This is a genomic window from Vibrio sp. Y42_MX_L11 (assembly GCF_024181785.1).
In the GTDB taxonomy this organism is placed as follows: Bacteria; Pseudomonadota; Gammaproteobacteria; order Enterobacterales; family Vibrionaceae; genus Vibrio; species Vibrio diabolicus.
Window position 1 is genome coordinate 73,897 of sequence record NZ_JAMZAP010000002.1, and the last position, 20,020, is coordinate 93,916.

Sequence of the window (20,020 nt, forward strand, 5' to 3'; positions counted from 1 at the left end):
ATTATTTATCTCCGCTCCATAGTGCATTTTGTGGTGCCATTTCAGGCGCGCGCTCTTTCTTGTCTTTCTCTGCCAGCTTCTTCCAGCGTTTCATGCCTTTGTGAGAACGAAGCTGTGGGTTAGCAATTTCATCAACGGCAAAGTTAAGTAGAGCAAGACCAGTCACCAAAAGAGTTAAGGCGATACAAGGTGCTAATACTTCCCACCATGCGCCAATCAACATTGCTGATGAGGTTTGCACGTTGTAAAGCATGATGCCCCAACTGATGGTGTTGGCATCGCCCAGGCCCAAGAACGAGATTACAGCCTCAGTATTGATAGCGAGCATTACTGAGCCGATGAAGCTTGCACCGACAATCGGGATTAGGTTTGGTAAAATTTCAACGAAGATGATGCGGAATGAAGATTCGCCCAATACTTCAGCGGCTTTCACAAACTCTTTCTCGCGTAGAGCCATGGTTTGAGAACGGACAACACGTGCGCCCCACGCCCAAGAGGTACCAGCGATAATCAAGGCAATGGTGAGTGGACCTGCTTCGCCAATAAAGGCTGCCAGTACAAAGAGCAATGGGTATTGAGGGATTACCAGCATGATGTTCATCGCTGCACTCAATATGTCATCCACTTTGCCGCCGAAGTAACCTGCCGAGATACCAATGACCGTTGCTAGGAAACATACGATGATGCCAGCACCAAAGCCGACACCTAGCGATACGCGAGCACCGTAAGCCACTTGTGACCAAATATCACGACCCATACGTGAAGTTCCCAGAACGTGATCAGCCTTTTTCGACATAATCAGCGTACGACGATCATCTGCTAGATTTTTAGCTACCCAGCCATCAGGATTATTTTGCGCTTGTTTTACGACAAAGCTAGGGTATTCGTGTGGATTACCGGTTCGCTTGTCTGGCGCATGTTTCGTAAGTAAAGGAGCTGCGATCGCAACGAATACGAATACGGTAACAATACCAAGACCGATTCTAGCGAATGAGTTACCTAAAATAAGTTTGAATAGTTCTTTCATGATTATTTGCCTCCCGTACGTAGGCGAGGGTCTAGAATCATGTACAGCATGTCAGCCATTAAGTTGAAGCACAGCATGAACATCGTCATGATAATTAACTGACCTTGAAGTACTTGGTAGTCACGAGCGTGAATTGCGTTAAGTAGCACGGTGCCTAAACCTGGGTAGTTGAAGATCATCTCGATGATCAATTGGCCACCAATGGCCATACCCAAAGACATAGATAGCGCGGTTACACTTGGAAGTAGCGCGTTACGTGCGGCGTAATTGAAGACGACACGGTTCTCGCTCAGCCCTTTGCCTTTCGCCATCGTGATGTAGTCTTCGGCGAGAAGGTTGATCATGTTGTTACGCATATTGACGAGGAAGCCGCCGATCTGAACGATGGTTGCACAGAATAGAGGGAGTACTGCGTGGTAACCCACGTTTTTGATGAACTCCCAGCTTGACCAATCAGGGATAGTACCTGGCGTGTAAGCATAGCCAGATGGGAACCATTTTAGGCCAATCGCAAAGGTAAACAGCGCTAACATTGCGATAACCATCTGTGGGATAGCTTGAATGATCAATGTACCAGGCGTTACGAATGCATCGTACTTACTACCACGCTTCCATGCGGCAAAAATACCGAGTACAGAAGCGATTGAGAAAGAAAGTACAACCGCAGTACCAGCTAGGAAGAGAGACCAGCCAAATGCACTACCTAGTAAAGAGTTAACTGAAAGAGGGTAGAACTGGATAGATGTACCTAGCTCCCAACTTAGAATGTTTTTAATGTACGAAAAGTACTGAATGTAAATCGGCCCATCAACGAAACCGAGCAGTTCTTTCATTGCTGCGATTCGTTCTGGCGTCACCTGTACAGAAGCGTTAGCAAACATCATGGTAACTGGGTCACCAGGCATTGCTCGCGGAATAATAAAGTTTAACGTCGCTGCAACTAAGAGCGCGACAAGATAGAACGACAAACGTCTTAAAAAATAACCCATAACTCACACCTTACTCACCCAGATTTTTTCCCTGTTTCTGGTTTCAGGTCGCTCCTAGCGAAATTTAGAGCGAAAAATCCCCTGACGACGAGCGCCACATATTGGTTTCGTTAACAAGGGATTTTTATAGGCGGCACACGGGATGTATGCCGCTTGAAATGAACTTCTACTTATTTAACTGGTTTTAGGTCCAGTACGTGAAGTAGACGCTCTGGGATACCAGCCCAAATGTTTGGACGGCCCTTAGGATTTTCTTCGTTCCACCAACCAGTGAAGCGAGTTGTGTTGTATTGATACATGTACGCGCCAGATAGCACAGGAATGGTTACTTGGTCCTGAGCAATGATCTTCTGGATACCATGAGCGATTTCTAGCTGTTCTTGCTTATCAGCGGTTTTGTAGAAGCTGTTAAGAAGACCGTCTAACTTATCGTTCTTGTAGAAGTGCATTGCAAAGCGAGGCATACCGTCACCAGACTGTAGCTTCGAGTTGTAGCCGCTGTCCCAGTACAAGTGTGGATCCGCACCGTGGAAGTAGTTGGTGTAAGCAACGTCGTATGTACCTTCTAGCATTGCTTGGTTGTATACCGAGAAATCTGGAGTACGAGCACGTGCTTTAATGCCTACTTCTGCTAGTTGCTCAACAGCTAGTTGTACAGTGTTGTTAAAGTCAGTCCAACCGTTTGGCGATTGAATGAGAAGCTCGAAAGACTTGCCAGATGGTGTATCTACAAAGCCATCTTTGTTTACATCTTTGAAGCCTGCTTTAGCAAGAAGCTTTTTCGCACCTTCGGCGTTGTATGTGTTGTAACCTTTGTACTTGTTGTGCGTCTCTTCGTCAGACCAAGCTTCGAATGCGTAGCCTAGACCTGAAGCGAAGTCATTTACTGTACCGCCACCGTAGAATGCAATGTCGATAATCGTTTGACGGTCTAGCGCCATAGAGAACGCACGACGGAAGTCAACGTTAGTAAGTGCTTCGTTTTTAGCCGCGTCTGGGTTTTTGAAGTTCACTACAAACGCTTGAGTACCCGCTGGTGGGTACCAGTAGTGGTGATTCGGACTTGCTGCAGCGTAAGTGCGGTCGATGTCTGGTACGAATGAAGACGTCCAGTCCATTTCACCGTTAACGATTTTGCCCAAGAATTGGTCGTTGTTCGCGATTTGTGGCACTCGTAGACAGTCTACATCTAGGTTATCAGCATCCCAGTAATTAGGGTTCTCACACTGAATGTATAGTTGCGGTGTAAAAGTGTCGATTTCGGTAAATGGACCACTACCTACTGGATTTTCGTTTGTGAATGTTGCTGGATCTTTCACTTTGCTCCATACGTGCTTAGGTACAACTGGTACTTTCGCAATTTCGTAAGGAACGTTTGAGTTTGCTTCGCTTAGACGGAATTTAACTTTGTAGTCGTTAACTTTCTCTACGCCAGTAACCCAAGAGTTGATACCAGACTGGTCTAGCTCTGGTTTCTCTTTAACTAGGTTGAAAGAATAAACTACGTCATCAGCGGTAAACGCTTTGCCGTCAGACCATTTTACGCCCTTACGAATATCGAAGGTCACGCTCATTAGGTCATCAGCCATGGTAAAGTTTTCTGCTAGACGAAATACTGGCGTGTTACCGTGCATTTCGTTAAAAACAACGAGCGGCTCGTAAATAAAGTCGGTTGTTGTGTGCAGGTTAGTTGCACCCAAGAAAGGGTTAAAGTTACGAACGAAAGTTGTAAACTCTTTAGGGTGGATAGTCAGTTCACTGCGTTCAGCCGCAGTAGCTACCGATGCAAAACCTGTAGTAGCCGTTGCAATAATTGCTGTTGCTAGTGCTGTTTTTTTAATATTGGCAAGCATAGCTGTTCCTTACTATTTGCTTTCATTTCACTAAATGGAATTGAATGTCATCAATTGATAAACACTCTCCAAGACCTACCTCTTGTTTATGCATTACTCATTACAACATTGAGTTTCGCCAAGAGTGGCCTGTAGGCCTTAGGCAGGAGTAAGAAAACACCTTATCCATAAAATAATCAAACTCGATTCTCGTTAAAAACGTTAAAATATCGTCACTCTCCGTTATAAACGTTATTTTGGCTAATTTTGACTAGAGATAGACCAAAAAATAAACGTTGATATGCGTCGCAGTTTATATCCTTGTTAATAGTGAGTGTTAGTAATTGCTAACCTATAATCTATTTAAAATAAAAGCCTTATGATTCTCTTCCTAGTTCGGAGATCTCGCTCACATGCAGAAAATGTGTTAATTAATTAGCTAAAAATTAATCTGCCGTTCTGTTGTGATTGAGTTCGCAATCTCTGTCAATTGTTGGTTAAAAACCGTTTGTTATCTGAAAAATAGTCTCTTTTATCGACAGTTTTCTCTCATTTATTGCTCTTTTTTTACTGTGAAAATGAAGTGTTTTATTCGCTCGACTCAACCTAATTTGGGCAGGTTAGAGCGATAGAAGCGTATGTTTGGAATGCCTGCCATGGACAACTTTGTCCAGAGGCTTATTCGGCATTTTAATGTGGTAACGGTAGAGAGTCGCTGTATTGTTCGTCTTTAGAGAAAGAGAAGGCTTGGATAATAAAAAGCCCAGCGTATGCGCTGGGCTAGTTTTTTTGATAGGTATTAGCTGGTCAACAGTCGCTGTAGTTTATCTCGTTGAGCTTCGATGTACGCACGCTCAGGACTCTGTTCTTTACAGTGTTCAAGGATGAATTCTATCGAGCTCAATACCGTTCTCCAACGTGGCGTTTTCGGCAGAGTTTCTATACGCATGTATTTATCCAAAGTGCGTGTTTGCAGAGTGCTACGGTCAAGATAAACGCGCCATAAGCCACTTTGTTCGGCAAATGCGAATTTACTTTCACCAGTGACTGACTCCCAATACTCTAAGGCGTGTGTCATTGCGTCGACCAGAATTTCTCGCATTAGCTCTTGTTTGTCTTTTTTGTTACCAAGCGCTTTGTCTGCAAGGCGTGTAAACTCTCCACCGAGTTCTTTCAGCTTCTGCAACTGGTCTTTATCGCCATCAAAAGCATAACTTGAAAGCACCTCTACGGCGGTTTCTAGGTTGTGTATGCGAGCGGCATTGGCTCCTCCGCCAACATTAAAGATATACATGACATCTAAGCCTGAGCCTTCAGGTAGTTTAAGAATGTCTGCTTCGATGTTTTGACGAATATCTTCAATATAGATATCAATCTTGCCACAGTAATGAGGTTGTTTGACGGTCAGATACTTAGGTGCAATCAACTCATCGGCAGATGAACGTTTTAATTGTTCTAAGTTACGCTTGAATAGCTTGCAAGCAGCTTCATTAGCAAACCGGATACGTTTATCTTCACGCAAACAGATAATCGCTTCAGGAGCCGATTCCAGTTGTTCCAACAATCGCCCTTGAGTTTCTAATAAGCTTGCCTCTACAGCCGCTCGTTGGCGAAGTTCAGATTCAAGTATCTTATTCTCCATATGGCGCATTTCAGCTTGGCTTGCCGTTAAGTGCGCTTGGATGCGTGCAGCTAGCTCTTGTTTATTGAATGGCTTAGACAAATAGTCGTTGGCTCCTGCTTCAAAGCCTCGTACACGATCTTCTGTTTGACTAAGCGCGGTGAGCATAATGATAGGCAGCTCGGCATGGTCATAAGTTTCACGTAATTCACTGCAGACTTGATAGCCGCTCATGCCTGGCATCATGATATCCAATAACAGGAGTTCCGGTTTTTCCTGCTCAACGAGTGCTAATGTTTCTGGTCCATCAGAGACGGTACGTACGCGATAGCCCTCTAAACGTAAGAAACTCTCAAGCACACGCAGGTTTACTGGCTCATCGTCATCGACATACAGTAACGGGCCGTCTGGATTCTCTGGCAGTGATAAGTCTTCATTGTTCTCTACATCGATTTCAGGAATCTGGAAGTGTCCGTGCGCAGCAAGGGTTTGAGTTGTTTGGATCTCTTCTTCACTGGCAAGTGGTAACGTGAAACTGAAGGTGGTGCCGACCATAGGCTGGCTGCTGACGTATAACGAGCCACCCATCAACTCAATCAATTGACGGCTAATCGAAAGCCCGAGCCCCGCACCTTGACGATAGCGACTTGCGTCTTGTCCTGCTTGGATAAGTGGCTCGAAAATATGTTCAAGATGTTCTGCGGGAATACCTTGCCCAGTATCCACAACTTGCACACGAACATGATCATCAACCACATTGGCGGAGATAACGATTTTACCTTCTGAGGTGTACTTAATCGCATTACCGATCAGGTTATATAACACTTGTTCAAGGCGTTGAGGATCGGCAGACACCGCTTTCAAATCCGCTGGTACTTGGTTGATGATACGGATGGTTTTATTTCCGAGTAAATGACTGGAAAGCTCTAGTACCAGTCGCGTTGCACTGGCTAAACTCACCGCTGACTTCTGGATATCCATGCTTCCGTAACGCATTTTATGATAATCCAATAAGTCATCAACAAGGTTTGCGAGACGTTGCCCACTTTTAATGATGATATCAAGCTGATATTTTTGGCTAGCAGGGATAGCACCGTTAGCGCCGGACGCTAAGGTCTCAGCGATTCCGACCATGCCGTGCAATGGTGTGCGAAGTTCATGAGAAGTGGTGGCTAAGAACTCATCTTTAAGTTTGTCGGCCAATTGCAGTTCATCATTTTGTTTTTGAATGATCTGGATGTTGCTCTCGAGTTCTTCATTTTGCTTCTTAATGGTTTGAATTTTCTCTCGAATAGAGCGTTGCATTCGTTCAAAACTCAGCGCAAGACGGCCAATTTCATCTTTGCGAACCGTATTAAAGGTGGTGTCATCAAGATCTCCGGCAGACACTTTTTCGGCAGCCCAAGTTAACTTCAGCAACGGAGAAGTAATAAAGTTTGATAAATAATGGGAAGCGATTACCACTAGAATGATGGCGATCAGCATGGCGATAACAAACAGTTTTTCGAGTTGATGAATACGAGCGAAAGCTTCGTTTTCTGGTAATTGCACGACGAGTGCCCAAATAACACCACGCGTCTCAATCGGTGCATAAGCAGCGATGATCTCTTCACCTAAACCGTTCGTGTAAGTGCCGACGCCAAATGCACCAGAGAGTGCTTTATCGATCACTTCTAAGCTGTTCTTAATGTCATCTTGCTTGGTGTTAATTGTGCGAGGTTGGTGATCATTTCCAACCAGTAAGGTGTTAATGGATGACTCTCGGTTGGCGTCTGCGGCTAACTTCGTGATGCCATTATTTGGTAAGCGGAACATAGCATAGCTGTGTAGGTAGCCTTGCTGAACAATTGGAGCACCTAACCAAGCGACTTGTTTACCACCTTCCAGTTCGAAATCAGACACAATAACAGGGGTGTAGTCTTCATTCACCTTACGGCGTTCAGTGACGTCATCAGCTAGACGCTTGAAGGTTTTGCCAAGTGCTGAGTCTTTGTAGGGGCCTGATAATAAGTTTGTTCCGTAGTTATCGTCTTTGTTGATCGAGTAGGTGACATTACCATTGATATCGACCAGCAAAATATCATTAAAATCAGAGCGCTTGAGGAGCTCCAAGTAGGCCCAGTGGTAACGTTTATGTAAGAGTCGGTAACGTTCACTTCCGACATAGTTGGAAGACTCGGGTAACGTTGACGTTTTGATTTGATCTCCGCTGCCTTCAATGTAGCGCTGTTGGGCATTTTTACGAGATTCTTCAATGTCATTGCCTAAACGGCTAAAAGCATTGACGAGACCGTAGAATCGACCACCACTGGCGTAAGCCAGTTCAGAGCGCACAAAGCCCATGACTTCGGTTTCCCGCGCCTCAAAGTAGTCGATAATTTGCTGTTGTTTTGTATCTCGAACAGACAACAAGTGTGAGGTGCTTTGTTCTTGCAGATCTTTACTGTGGGACTGTAGGAAAAAGATCGCAGTAATAGTAAGAGGTGTGATACTGAGCACCAGAAATGCGGTCATCAGTGTACTCTGAAGGCGCTTAAATTTCTGTTTTTTGTAGAATTTAAACATGGATAAGATTACAACTCATAAAGGGCAGTTCTAAAATGTACTTCGCTGCCGAGGTTCTCGTTAAAAACGGATAAGAAGTTCAACTAGATAGAATTAACAAAATTAACGAGTTTTTTTTCTTTGACAAGAAAGTTAGTTGTAAAGCGTGCAGGGTGACGCAGTTTTTCTTATGAGTGTTGAGTTTTTGAGAAAAAATCGCGCAGGTTTGTACCTGCGCGAGGGAAGATTATGACTTTTTCGCGTAGTAGATAGAAAACTTATTGGTCTTATTTAGCGTCTCGCAATTATTAAACGCTCGCTCAATAATTGGTGGATATTTTAAGAAGCTATTCGCGACAATGATCATTTCACCATGGTTATCGAGATACTTTGGAGCCTGACCCAAGAGTGTTTCTGCTGCGTTGTAGTTCGTATCCAAACCACTGTGGAAAGGTGGGTTACTGATGATAAAACGATAATCGTCGGCAGTGTCTGAGTAAATATCAGAGGCGAATACATGGCCGGTTAATCCATTGGCTTTTAGTGTGGCTTGACTCGATGTGATGGCATACGCGTTAATGTCACACATCTCAATCGCAATTTCCGGATTGGCTTTTGCCATGAAAGCACCTAACACCCCAGCACCACATCCAAAGTCGAGGACTTTACCTGATAGAGTAGGTAGGGTTTCGAGTAATAGGCGGCTACCTAAATCGAATTCGCCATGACTGAATACTCCAGGCAAGCTCTTAACAGTCAGTGATTGCTCACCAAGTGTGACCGTATAGGTTTTAAACCAGTCTGCTTGATTGAACGGCTTTGGTTCATTGAGGCAAGTGCCCCAGTAAAATGAACAGCGACGAGCGGAATCGTATTTATTGACCGGGCCATACTCTTTGAACATCTTCTCGATGCTTTTAACACCTGAGCGGTTTTCGCCAACCACTACAATTTCAGTGTTCACGCCTAGTTTCGCCATCAACATCGCCAGAAGGTATTCGGCTTCGGCTTTGGCTTTAGGCCAGTACAAAAGCACCATGTCTGCTTGTGTCTCAGTATTAAACTCTGAACCAAAATGGCTTTTAACCTTGTTATGAGTGCGAATTTGACGGTAGAAGCTGTAGTTTGAAGTGAAGACTTCCACAGATTCACAGTGTTTGGTCAGTTCAAGTGGAAAGAGATCTTCGACTTCACCTGCAACTAAAACATGTTTTCCGTTGAAGTACTCGAGCTGACGCTGAGCTATTTGGCTAGGAGCGATATAAGCAGACATAAATTGGGTTCATCAGAAATAATTGGGGCAGATTTTCGCACAATCTGCCCCAAGCTTGAAGTGATTAAGCTGTGACTAGCTGTTGTCTTGCTGGTTGAGGAAGTCTTTGAATTCTTCTTCGTAGATATTAAACAGTACCATTGTCACGGCAAAAATCAGTGGACCGTAAATCAGGCCGATCAATCCAAACAGGTGCAGACCACCCAGTAACGAGAAGAAAATCATTAGGGTGTTCATACCTGCGCTGCCTTGCATTAGCAGCGGACGCAATAGGTTATCAATAGAACCAACGACGACCACACTCCACACCGTCAAGAAGATAGCCCAAGTCATATCGCCTGTTAAGAACAAGTACGCTGCTGCAGGAATCCAGATTAGTGCGGTTCCGACCACAGGAATGAATGATGCAAAGCCCATCATCGTTCCCCAAAATAACCCAGGGAAGCCAGCGAGCCACATACCGATACCGCCAGCCAGACCCTGAGCAATAGCCGTTAGGAATGAGCCCATCACGGCTGATTTAGAAACCTGCTCTATCTCTGTCAATATACGGTCTTCCTGGCTACGTGAGAGTGGCAGAATATGACGAATCGCAGAGATAATTTTGTCGTGATCACGAAGTAGAAAAAACAGCACAAACAGCATCAGGAAAAAATTCATTAGGAAGTTGGTGGCGTCTCCTAAAATCTTTGCGCTGATAGCAACTAAGTTAGAGCCAAACGATGTAGCAAATTGACCAATTTTCTCAGCAATGGCTTTTGGCTCGATTTTATCGAAAGGTAAGTACTCATTAACTATAGCTAAACCTTTGATAACAAAAGGATGTTGGAATATATCTTGGATTCCGCCATTAGTGACCCAGTTGTACGTATTTTGTGAAAAAACAGAGCCTTGTTGAACAATGGCTGCAAACACAAATAGCAGTGGGATAACGATAATAAACGTCAAGACGACACATGACAGCAGTGCGGCCATATTGGGGTGCTTGGGAATTTTCCGCTCAAACCATTCGTGTACCGGAAACATGAGCAAAGAAATGATAAAAGCCATCACAATGGAATTGATGTATGGCTCAACCAATAAGTAGCAAGCAAAAGCAGCGGCGAGTAAAGCGACCATTAGCACTCGGTGACTCGACGTTATTTTTACATTATTTGGCATGAGATTAGTCCAACTTACAGGTGACGTTTACGGTTTTCGCCTTCAAAGATGGCGTTGAACCTTTATTACTTTGCACTCTTAACTCTTTCAACCTTATGACAATGCCGAATTAGAGCAGAGCAATATACCTTGTTATAATGACCACAAATCAGTCGGTTATCAATCAAGAGATGAAGTATGGGTTGTTGCAACGGTGATAAAAAGTGTCAAACCGAGAAAAAAGCCAAACGAATACCGTGGTTTGGCATTGTTGTTGGTGTTTTAGCAGTATTGATTATATTGAATTGGCAATAAAAAAGGACCGTGATGGTCCTTTTTTAAATTAGTTATCGCAGCTTTTAAGCGATTATTTTGCTTCTTCTGCAAGAGTTGCAAAACAGCGGTCAGCCGCTTCTAGCGTGGCATCGATTTCTTTTGAACCGTGAGCAAGGGAAGTAAAGCTCGCTTCGAACGCTGAAGGCGCTAGGTAGACACCGTGTTTGAGCATTAAGTGGAAGAAGCGCTTGAAGCGTTCCACATCGCACTTCGTTACGTCTTCGTAGCAAGTCACTTTTTCTTGGTCAGTGAAGAAGAAGCCGAACATGCCGCCCACTTGGTTCACAACCAGAGGAATACCGTGTTTCTCTGCTAGAGACTTAAAGCCATCTGCTAGTTGTTTGGTTTTTGAAGCTAGGCGTTTTTCGTTGCCTTCTTCTTTAAGAAGGTTCAAACATGCATAGCCTGCAGCCATTGCGACAGGGTTGCCAGAAAGCGTACCCGCTTGGTAAACCGGACCCGTTGGCGCAACGTATTGCATTACTTCTTTACGACCACCGAAAGCACCCACTGGCATACCACCACCGATCACTTTACCCAGTGTCGTTAGGTCTGGCTTGATGTTGTAGTGCGCTTGTGCGCCACCAAGTGCCACACGGAAGCCTGTCATAACTTCATCAAAAATTAATAGCGCGCCTTCTTGATCACAGATTTCACGTAGACCTTCGTGGAAGCCTTCCACTGGTGGAATACAGTTCATGTTGCCTGCAACTGGCTCAACGATGATACAAGCGATTTCGCCTTTGTTAGCAGCGAATAGCTCGCGTACAGAATCTAGGTCGTTGAATGTTGCTGTTAGCGTGTGCTTAGCAAAATCTGCAGGAACGCCAGGAGAGCTAGGTTGACCAAGGGTCAGTGCACCAGAGCCCGCTTTGACTAGCAAGCTGTCTGCGTGACCATGGTAACAACCTTCAAACTTCATGATCTTGTCGCGACCAGTGAAGCCACGAGCAAGGCGAATCGCGCTCATAGTCGCTTCGGTACCAGAACTTACCATACGGATTTGCTCCATTGATGGAACAAGTTCAGAAACTAACTCTGCCATCGCGATTTCAAGTTCTGTCGGCGCGCCGAAGCTAAGGCCACGTTGCGCTGCGTCAATGACGGCTTCGCGGATAACCGCGTGGTTGTGGCCAAGAATCATTGGACCCCAAGAGCCAACGTAATCAATGTACGCTTTACCATCGGCATCAAAAATCAGTGGACCGTCTGCTCGTTCGATAAATAGCGGAGAGCCGCCAACGCCGTTGAATGCACGAACTGGTGAATTGACACCGCCAGGGATGGTTTGCTGAGCTTTTTGATACAGCTCTGATGATTTGGTCATGGGGTTATCCTCTTTTGATTGCTCGGACCAAGTGGAGCGCATTGTACCTAGCTATAATCAAGTTAGAAACGTTTTGCTTAATTTATGTGTTGTTTCGCAGTGTAATCTTATATATCCGCATCTGTTATAAAGAATCGGCGGTGAATACTTGAACGAGTTTGTCAGGTATTGGATAATCGTCTCAATTAGCACAAATTTGACGTCTTGCTTCAGGCTTGACGCATTACACGAGTGAGAGAGGTCTTCGTGAGCGAAGTAAACGTACCATTATCTTTTTCTGACGCAGCAGCATCTCGCGTTAAAGCATTGATTGCTGAAGAAGAAAACCCAGCATTGAAACTGCGCGTATACATTACTGGTGGCGGCTGTAGCGGCTTCCAATACGGCTTTACTTTTGATGAAAATGTAAACGAAGGCGATACGACAATCGTAAACAGTGGTGTAACACTGGTTGTAGACCCTATGAGTCTGCAATATCTCGTTGGCGGCATTGTTGACTACACAGAAGGGTTAGAAGGAGCGCGCTTCTTTGTAAACAACCCAAATGCAACGACAACATGTGGTTGTGGTGCATCGTTCAGTGTGTAATTAACACCAATCAGGCAGCCAGTGGCTGCCTGAACTTTACGTAGAAGGATGTCACGTAAAGTCGCTCTCGCAGAATATGCAGAGAAATAATAAAAAGGACTTTATATGTCTGGATCGTCTTTCGGACGTCGCATTGTCGAGCGCCCGTGGCTAGTATCTCTTATCCTCATATTGCTTCTTGTTGCATGGTTGGCAATCGGTCAACTGAAAGCACAAGATGATAATCTCAATTCTTCATCCTCTTCAACGAACACCACGCCACTTGCAAAGGTGATGTTCGACACTTTTATTGCTGAACCCACAAGTAAAACCATCGAACTGTATGGACGGACTGCCCCCAATCGTCAAGCGCGCCTTGGCGCTGAAGTCGCGGGTAAAATAGTCAGCCTCAATATAGAAAAAGGTCAAACAGTCAAGCAGGGGCAAGTGATCGCAAGCATCGACAAGCGCGATCTTGGTATTCAGCTCAAGCGGGCTCAGGCGATGCTGTTGGTTAAAGAGAAAGAGTTTAATGCAGCTAAATCGCTAAAAAGTCGAGGACTACAGGGCGAAGTTGCGTTTGCGACAGCACAAGCGGCATTGGTGGATGCTCGAGCGAGTTTGAGCAACGTGCAAACTGCATTAAGAAATACCGAGGTGAAAGCACCATTCGATGGCATTGTTGATCACCACTTTGTTGAGTTAGGCGACTTTGTAGGGATTGGCGATCCTATTGCGACGGTCATTGATTTGGACACTTTGGTGATTGAAGCCGATGTCAGTGAGCGGCATATACAATACCTTAAGGAAGGCCTACAAGCCGATGTAAGAACCATTAACCAACAGCATTATCAAGGTCGGGTACGCTACATTGGGCGTGTTTCTTCTGCTTCTACTAACACCTTTCCAATTGAAATCGAAATTGATAACCAAGACGCAAGAATTCCGGCCGGTATGAGTGCTGAAGTACAGTTGCCGTTGAGTGAAGTGTTAGCGGTAAAGATTACGGCTGCAATGCTAGCACTCGATGAAGAAGGTAATTTAGGTGTTAAAACACTGCGTAATGAGCATGTGGAATTTGTTCCGATTCAGCTCGTTAAGGCCGAGGATGATGGTGTTTGGCTCTCTGGGTTAGGAGAGCGAGCCGATATTATCGTGCTGGGGCAAGGTTTTGTACGCGATGGCGATCAGGTACTGGCCAACAAAGTTGATGACGTAGTTGTTGAAGCGGCTAGTGAGCAGTAAGGAGCACTTATGTACACTCTGATTGATGCTGCGTTATCCCGCGCTCGCACCATGCTGACATTATTAGTGATGATTTTAATTGCCGGTGTCATTACTTACGTCACGATCCCCAAGGAATCGAGCCCTGATATTACCATTCCTATTATCTACGTTTCCGTTGGACATCAAGGCATTTCTCCCGTCGATGCCGAGCGTTTATTAGTTCGCCCAATAGAGCAAGAGTTGCGCTCTATTGAAGGCGTAAAAGAGATGACCTCTGTAGCATCAGAAGGTCATGCTTCGGTGACGCTGGAATTTAGTGTTGGAGTGGATCTTGATAAAGCGATGGCAGATGTCCGAGACGCCGTTGACCTTGCAAAGCCAAAATTACCAGAGGACAGTGATGAGCCAACGGTAAATGAAGTCACGTTTGCATCTGAAGAGCCTGTTTTGACTGTTGTTCTATATGGCACCGTACCAGAGCGGACCATTGTACAGATTGCCAGAACGCTACGTGATCGTTTGGAGAGTTTCCGTCAGGTTCTTGAGGTTGAAATCGCAGGGGATCGTGAAGACATCGTGGAGATAGTTGTCGATCCGCTATTGATGGAAAGCTACGGTCTCGATCAAGCGGATATTTATAATTTAATCGCCTTGAATAACCGAGTGGTTGCAGCGGGATTTGTCGATACTGGGTATGGACGCTTTTCGGTAAAAGTCCCATCGGTGTTTGATTCTCTGAAAGATGTGCTTGAATTGCCTATCAAAGTGAATGGCAAAGAAGTGATCACCTTTGGCGATGTGGCGACAGTACGACGTGCATTTCGCGACCCTGAAAGTTTTGCTCGTTTAGATGGTGAGCCTGCCATTGTGCTTGACGTGAAAAAGCGTGCGGGCGAGAACATTATTGAAACCGTAGCGTTAGTCAAAGAGGTGATTGCTCAAGGACAACTGCGAGCGGAGTGGCCAAGTAATTTGCAAGTTAAATACACTTGGGATCAATCCGACGATGTCAAATTGATGCTCAGTGATCTACAAAACAATATCTTATCCGCAATTATCCTCGTAGTTATCGTCATTATCGCCATATTGGGGGTTAGGACCGCGCTTCTCGTGGGGATTTCTATTCCAGGATCGTTCTTGACTGGGTTGTTGGTGTTATCGGTATTTGGGCTGACGGTCAATATCGTCGTACTGTTTGCTTTAATTATGGCGGTAGGCATGTTGGTGGATGGTGCCATTGTGGTGACAGAGTTTGCAGATCGGCGCATGCAAGAAGGAACGCCACGTAAAGAAGCCTATCGAGATGCAGCAAAGCGAATGGCCTGGCCTATTACCGCATCCACAGCAACCACATTGGCTGCGTTTGCTCCGTTACTTTTCTGGCCAGACATTACTGGTGAGTTCATGAAGTACTTACCACTTACTTTAATTGCTACTTTGGCCGCTTCGCTGATGATGGCTCTACTGTTCGTTCCTGTCATCGGTGGGATCATTGGCAAGCCTCAAGTAGTCAATCAGAAAGCTCAGCGAGAAATGGTTGAGCTGCATAACGGCAACTTTGAAAAAGCGACAGGCATTACCAAGCTTTATTACCAGACTCTGTCGGTAGCGATTCGTCATCCATGGAAAGTCTTACTCAGCGCGATACTGCTAGCGGCAGGTGTCGGCTTCACTTACAACAAAGCTGGCTTGGGTGCAGAGTTTTTCCCTGAAGTGGACCCTGCCTTTTTTACCGTTAAAGTTCGTTCTTATGGTGACCTGTCTATTCACGAAAAAGATGTTGTTATGCGTGAAATCGAGAAGGTGATGCTCGGTCATGACGAGTTTGAAAGTGTCTACACGCGTACAGGCTCAAGTGATAATGGGGATGAAATCGGCCAGATTCAGATAACACCTGTGGATTGGCAGTATCGACGAAAAGTGAAAACCATTATTGAGGAACTAAAAGAGACGACAGATCGCTTTTATGGTGTTGAACTTGAGTATAAATTCCCGGACGCAGGACCGCCTGTCGAGCATGATCTCGTGATTGAAGTGTCATCACGAAACTTGAGTGTTAGTGCGTTAGATGAAGCGGCCAAACAAGTCCGACACTGGGCTGATGGTAATCCTGCACTGACCAATTTGAGTGATACCACTAATAAGGAAGGGATTGATTGGCAAATTGATATCCAGCGAGATGACGCCTCTCGCTTTGCAGCGGATGCGACCTTAGTCGGGAATACTGTTCAGTTTGTTACAAACGGTTTGAAAATAGGCGATTATTTACCCGATGATGCGGATGAAGAAGTCGATATTTTGGTACGCTATCCACAAGATAAGCGCGATATTGGTCGATTTGACCAACTGAGAGTGAAAACGGCAGCTGGTCTGGTACCGATTACGAATTTTGCTCAAATCAAACCAGATCATAAGCAAGACACCATTCGTCGTGTAGACGGCCATCGAGTTATCAATATCAAAGCAGACATGGTGGAAGGTTACAATTTGGCGCTTGAGCTACCGAAGATTGCCGCTGGAATGGAACAGCTCGACTTACCGGAAGGCATTGAATATAAGATTCGGGGTCAAAATGAAGAGCAGGAAAACTCATCAGCATTCTTACAAAATGCTTTTATTGTCGCGCTTGGTGTGATGGCTCTGATTTTAATTACGCAGTTTAATAGCTTTTATCAAGCTTTCTTAATCCTCAGTGCTGTGTTGTTTTCTACCGTTGGGGTCTTTGCTGGATTGCTTATTTTCCAAAAGCCATTTGGCATCATTATGTCGGGAATAGGGGTGATTGCGCTTGCAGGTATTGTTGTGAATAACAACATCGTATTAATCGATACTTATAATCAGATGCGTAAACGTGGCTTAGAGAAATCTGAGGCGATCTTGCGCACAGGCGTGCAGCGTTTAAGACCCGTTTTACTCACGACGGTGACCACCATACTAGGCTTATTGCCAATGGTGCTAGAAATGAACATCGACTTAGTTAACCAGAAAGTGGAATTTGGCGCGCCAAGCACTCAATGGTGGTCTCAACTTGCGACGGCTGTCGCGGGTGGATTGGCGTTTGCGACTTTGCTAACGCTGGTTCTGACACCATGCTTGCTCATGCTCGGGAGAGAGCATCACTCCGAAAAGTAAGCTTCATCGTGATGATATTAAAGAAACAAAAAGGGCAGCTGAGCTGCCCTTTTCAATACCTGGCTTACTTCATTGCTAGCAGTTTGCTGTAGCGCTCAAGTTTGTCCATGCTAATTTTCGCGTTTGCCATGAAAGTTTGTCTCGCTTTTCCTGTTAGGGATTTAGATTGTGGCAAATTCACCGTGCGCGGGTTTTTATGGACACCATTCACAAGGAACTCATAGTGCAGGTGAGGGCCTGTTACACGACCTGTTCCGCCAAGCGTACCAATGGTTTGGCCTTGTTTAACGCGTTGACCAGCTCGTACCGTACGTTTGGTTAAGTGCAGGTACTTGGTAATGTAAGTATTGCTATGTTTAATGAAAACGTAGTTACCATTAAATTTGTTGTAAGACGATTTTTGAACGACACCATCACCAGCCGCCCAAATCGGGGTGCCTACAGGTGCTGCATAATCTGTGCCTCTGTGAGGACGAACGCGTCCCGTTACAGGGTGTAAGCGGCGTGGGTTGAAGTTAGACGAAACTCGACGGAAATCCAAAGGTGCGCGCAAGAACGCCTTTTTCATTGCTCGTCCATTTTCGTCATAATACTTGCCACTTTTCTGATCCAGTATTGCGGTGAAAGTATCGCCTTGGTTTTTAAATATCGCAGCAATGATTTTTCCGCGTCCAATCACTTCACCTTCTACCACTTCCTCTTGGTAAAGCACTCGGAAGCTGTCGTTCTTACGAATATCTAAAGCAAAGTCGATATCCCAGCCAAATATGCCGGCCAGTTCCATGATTTGGTTGCCATTTAATCCCGAAGAGATTCCCGCATTCCAAAAGTTTGATTTGATGGTGGCTTCAGCGTAGTTGTACTGGAAGTCGACTTCTTTTTTATCGACTTCTGAGACGTATTTGCCGTCTTTTAACGTGATACGAAAAGTTTCGAATGCGCTTAATGTTCTTCTTAACTGTACTAAGTCGTTGTTTTCATCAAAACCGAATTGCAATCGATCGCCAGGTCGAATCCGGGTTAATTGCTTTTCCACTTCTTTGTCTGATGAGACAAGCTCATGCAATAGGCGGGCAGAAAGCCCCACGCGACTAAACAAGATGGCGGCACTCTCACCATTTTTCACTTTGTACGTTTCCCAACGCAGTACAGCGGAGGACGCTGGAGACGAACTGTTTAGTGCACTGAGTTCTAGGGAAACTGGCACAGGATAATGTTGACCAACTTTTAATCGGCTCTGCTGCGGGTCTAGGTCTTGCGGATCAGGTAAAAAGAAGAGCGCGAAGATAATCAGCGCACTAAAAAAACCGATCAATACTTTGTGCAAGAGTGGAAGTCGGACAAAAATCGAATGCATGAGGTACTTGATTGCTAAATTAAACGGAAAAATTGACAACTACCTAGTCTAACGTGTTTCAAAATGCATCGCTATTCAAGTAATATGTTCAGCTATTATATTTTTGCCAAATCTGTGGGAGTGAACAAGAATGGCGAGCATTGAAGCTGCACTAGCCGAGATTAAGCGCGGTGTTGAAGAGCTGATTCCAGAAGAAGAGCTTATCGCAAAACTAAAAGAAGACCGTCCTCTACGTATTAAATTGGGTGCGGATCCTACGGCTCCAGATATTCACCTAGGTCATACGGTTATTTTCAATAAGCTTCGCTTGTTCCAAGAGCTAGGTCATGAGGTGACGTTCCTAATTGGTGACTTCACTGCAATGGTTGGTGACCCAACAGGTAAAAACACAACACGTCCACCGCTAAGCCGCGAAGACGTATTGCGTAATGCAGAAACTTACAAAGAGCAGGTATTCAAAATTTTAGACCCTGCAAAAACTAAGATTCAGTTCAACTCTGAGTGGTTATCTGAGCTTGGTGCAGAAGGTATGATTCGTCTTGCTGCAAACCAAACCGTTGCTCGTATGCTAGAACGTGATGACTTTAAAAAGCGTTACGCGGGTGGTCAGCCAATTGCTATTCATGAGTTCATGTACCCACTTCTACAAGGTTGGGACTCAGTAGCAATGGAAACTGACGTTGAGCTTGGTGGTACTGACCAGAAGTTCAACCTGCTAATGGGGCGTGAACTGCAAAAGTCTCACGGTCAAAAACCACAGGTTGTACTGATGATGCCTCTTCTAGTGGGCCTTGATGGCGAGAAGAAGATGTCTAAGTCAGCAAACAACTACATCGGTATCAGCGAAGCGCCAAGCGAAATGTTTGGTAAAATCATGTCTATTTCGGATGACCTAATGTGGAGCTACTACGAGCTGCTATCTTTCCGTCCTCTGGAAGAGATTGCTCAATTCAAAGCGGATGTAGAAGCAGGCAAAAACCCTCGTGACATCAAAGTATTGCTAGCAAAAGAAATTATTGCTCGTTTCCACAGTGAAGCTGATGCGGATGCGGCAGAGCAAGAATTCGTAAACCGTTTTGCGAAGAACCAAATTCCTGATGAAATGCCAGAATTTGATTTTGATGCAGGTCGCCCAGTGAGCAATCTGTTGAAAGAAGCTGGCTTATGCTCATCATCGTCAGATGCGATGCGTATGGTTAAGCAGGGCGCTGTGAAGATGGATGGTGAAAAAATTGCGGACAGCAAATTTGCTCCAGAAGCGGGTACTTACGTGTTCCAAGTAGGCAAACGTAAATTTGCACGTATTACTATTCATTAATCAATAATCGCTGCAAATGAAAGCGCCTGATGGGCGCTTTTTTTGTATAAAAATTTAGCGAAAAAGACAAAGTAAAACTTCCAAACATGTTGAACTTTGCTACTATACTCACGCTGCCAATAATGGCAGCGTTATCGGAGATTTACATGAACAATACCGACCATCCTCCCAGTCGTTGGGTGAGTAAGAGCAAGGGAGCGAAATAACCCGCTTCGGTATTGGCAATCTCCGCCTTACCTAAGTGGTGAGGCATCTTTTCTAATTTTCTTCTCGTTATTTCCTTCATACATTCTGAATAGACAGTGCATCCGCATTGGTTTTCTCTGTGCA

At 45.0% G+C, this 20,020-nt stretch carries 12 protein-coding genes; 4 read left to right on the plus strand and 8 right to left on the minus strand.

Going from position 1 to position 20,020, the window contains the following annotated elements; genetic code table 11:
• Position 1: 1 nt before the first annotated feature.
• From NL643_RS02210 to hemL, 7 genes are all read right to left on the minus strand, one after another.
• Positions 2-1,027, minus strand: a complete 1,026-nt coding sequence (locus tag NL643_RS02210; RefSeq protein WP_005394707.1) for an ABC transporter permease — start codon at positions 1,025-1,027, stop codon at positions 2-4.
• A 2-nt stretch (positions 1,028-1,029) separates the two neighbouring features.
• Positions 1,030-2,016, minus strand: coding sequence for an ABC transporter permease (locus tag NL643_RS02215; RefSeq protein WP_005394705.1), 987 nt, complete (start codon positions 2,014-2,016; stop codon positions 1,030-1,032).
• 170 nt (positions 2,017-2,186) lie between these two features.
• Positions 2,187-3,869: an ABC transporter substrate-binding protein gene (locus NL643_RS02220; RefSeq protein ID WP_005394703.1), complete on the minus strand. Its 1,683-nt coding sequence runs from the start codon at positions 3,867-3,869 to the stop codon at positions 2,187-2,189.
• Between the two features lie 778 nt (positions 3,870-4,647).
• The gene (locus NL643_RS02225) at positions 4,648-8,034 is read right to left on the minus strand and encodes an ATP-binding protein (protein ID WP_253643838.1); all 3,387 of its coding nucleotides are present in this window, start codon (positions 8,032-8,034) and stop codon (positions 4,648-4,650) included.
• A gap of 226 nt (positions 8,035-8,260) precedes the next feature.
• Positions 8,261-9,286: a 16S rRNA (guanine(1207)-N(2))-methyltransferase RsmC gene (rsmC, locus tag NL643_RS02230; RefSeq protein WP_005394693.1), complete on the minus strand. Its 1,026-nt coding sequence runs from the start codon at positions 9,284-9,286 to the stop codon at positions 8,261-8,263.
• A gap of 75 nt (positions 9,287-9,361) precedes the next feature.
• Entirely contained in the window at positions 9,362-10,447 is a 1,086-nt protein-coding gene (locus tag NL643_RS02235) for an AI-2E family transporter (RefSeq protein ID WP_006743285.1), read from the minus strand.
• Between the two features lie 346 nt (positions 10,448-10,793).
• Positions 10,794-12,089 carry a glutamate-1-semialdehyde 2,1-aminomutase gene (gene hemL / locus NL643_RS02240; protein WP_012841437.1) on the minus strand — a complete coding sequence of 432 codons (1,296 nt, stop codon included), beginning with the start codon at positions 12,087-12,089 and terminating at the stop codon, positions 10,794-10,796.
• 246 nt (positions 12,090-12,335) lie between these two features.
• Between hemL and erpA the strand changes: the two genes are divergently transcribed.
• From erpA to vmeK, 3 genes are all read left to right on the plus strand, one after another.
• Positions 12,336-12,677: an iron-sulfur cluster insertion protein ErpA gene (erpA, locus tag NL643_RS02245; RefSeq protein WP_005380031.1), complete on the plus strand. Its 342-nt coding sequence runs from the start codon at positions 12,336-12,338 to the stop codon at positions 12,675-12,677.
• A 105-nt stretch (positions 12,678-12,782) separates the two neighbouring features.
• A complete protein-coding gene (locus NL643_RS02250; RefSeq protein ID WP_253643839.1) occupies positions 12,783-13,901 on the plus strand; it encodes an efflux RND transporter periplasmic adaptor subunit in 1,119 nt (372 codons plus the stop codon).
• A 9-nt stretch (positions 13,902-13,910) separates the two neighbouring features.
• Positions 13,911-17,015 (plus strand): multidrug efflux RND transporter permease subunit VmeK, encoded by a 3,105-nt coding sequence (gene vmeK, locus NL643_RS02255; RefSeq protein WP_253643840.1) that lies wholly within the window; start codon positions 13,911-13,913, stop codon positions 17,013-17,015.
• A 64-nt stretch (positions 17,016-17,079) separates the two neighbouring features.
• On the opposite strand, the gene NL643_RS02260 is transcribed toward vmeK, so the two are convergent.
• Positions 17,080-18,372: a peptidoglycan DD-metalloendopeptidase family protein gene (locus NL643_RS02260; RefSeq protein ID WP_253643841.1), complete on the minus strand. Its 1,293-nt coding sequence runs from the start codon at positions 18,370-18,372 to the stop codon at positions 17,080-17,082.
• A gap of 130 nt (positions 18,373-18,502) precedes the next feature.
• On the opposite strand from NL643_RS02260, the gene tyrS reads away from it, so the two are divergent.
• Positions 18,503-19,690, plus strand: coding sequence for a tyrosine--tRNA ligase (gene tyrS / locus NL643_RS02265; protein WP_253643842.1), 1,188 nt, complete (start codon positions 18,503-18,505; stop codon positions 19,688-19,690).
• Positions 19,691-20,020 lie beyond the last annotated feature (330 nt).

Excerpts from the sequence above, each read along its gene's own strand:
- NL643_RS02210 (WP_005394707.1), bottom strand. The coding sequence starts at position 1,027 with ATGAAAGAACTATTCAAACTTATTTTAGGTAACTCATTCGCTAGAATC.
- NL643_RS02215 (WP_005394705.1), bottom strand. The coding sequence starts at position 2,016 with ATGGGTTATTTTTTAAGACGTTTGTCGTTCTATCTTGTCGCGCTCTTA.
- NL643_RS02220 (WP_005394703.1), bottom strand. The coding sequence starts at position 3,869 with ATGCTTGCCAATATTAAAAAAACAGCACTAGCAACAGCAATTATTGCA.
- NL643_RS02225 (WP_253643838.1), bottom strand. The coding sequence starts at position 8,034 with ATGTTTAAATTCTACAAAAAACAGAAATTTAAGCGCCTTCAGAGTACA.
- rsmC (WP_005394693.1), bottom strand. The coding sequence starts at position 9,286 with ATGTCTGCTTATATCGCTCCTAGCCAAATAGCTCAGCGTCAGCTCGAG.
- NL643_RS02235 (WP_006743285.1), bottom strand. The coding sequence starts at position 10,447 with ATGCCAAATAATGTAAAAATAACGTCGAGTCACCGAGTGCTAATGGTC.
- hemL (WP_012841437.1), bottom strand. The coding sequence starts at position 12,089 with ATGACCAAATCATCAGAGCTGTATCAAAAAGCTCAGCAAACCATCCCT.
- NL643_RS02250 (WP_253643839.1), top strand. The coding sequence starts at position 12,783 with ATGTCTGGATCGTCTTTCGGACGTCGCATTGTCGAGCGCCCGTGGCTA.
- vmeK (WP_253643840.1), top strand. The coding sequence starts at position 13,911 with ATGTACACTCTGATTGATGCTGCGTTATCCCGCGCTCGCACCATGCTG.
- NL643_RS02260 (WP_253643841.1), bottom strand. The coding sequence starts at position 18,372 with ATGCATTCGATTTTTGTCCGACTTCCACTCTTGCACAAAGTATTGATC.
- tyrS (WP_253643842.1), top strand. The coding sequence starts at position 18,503 with ATGGCGAGCATTGAAGCTGCACTAGCCGAGATTAAGCGCGGTGTTGAA.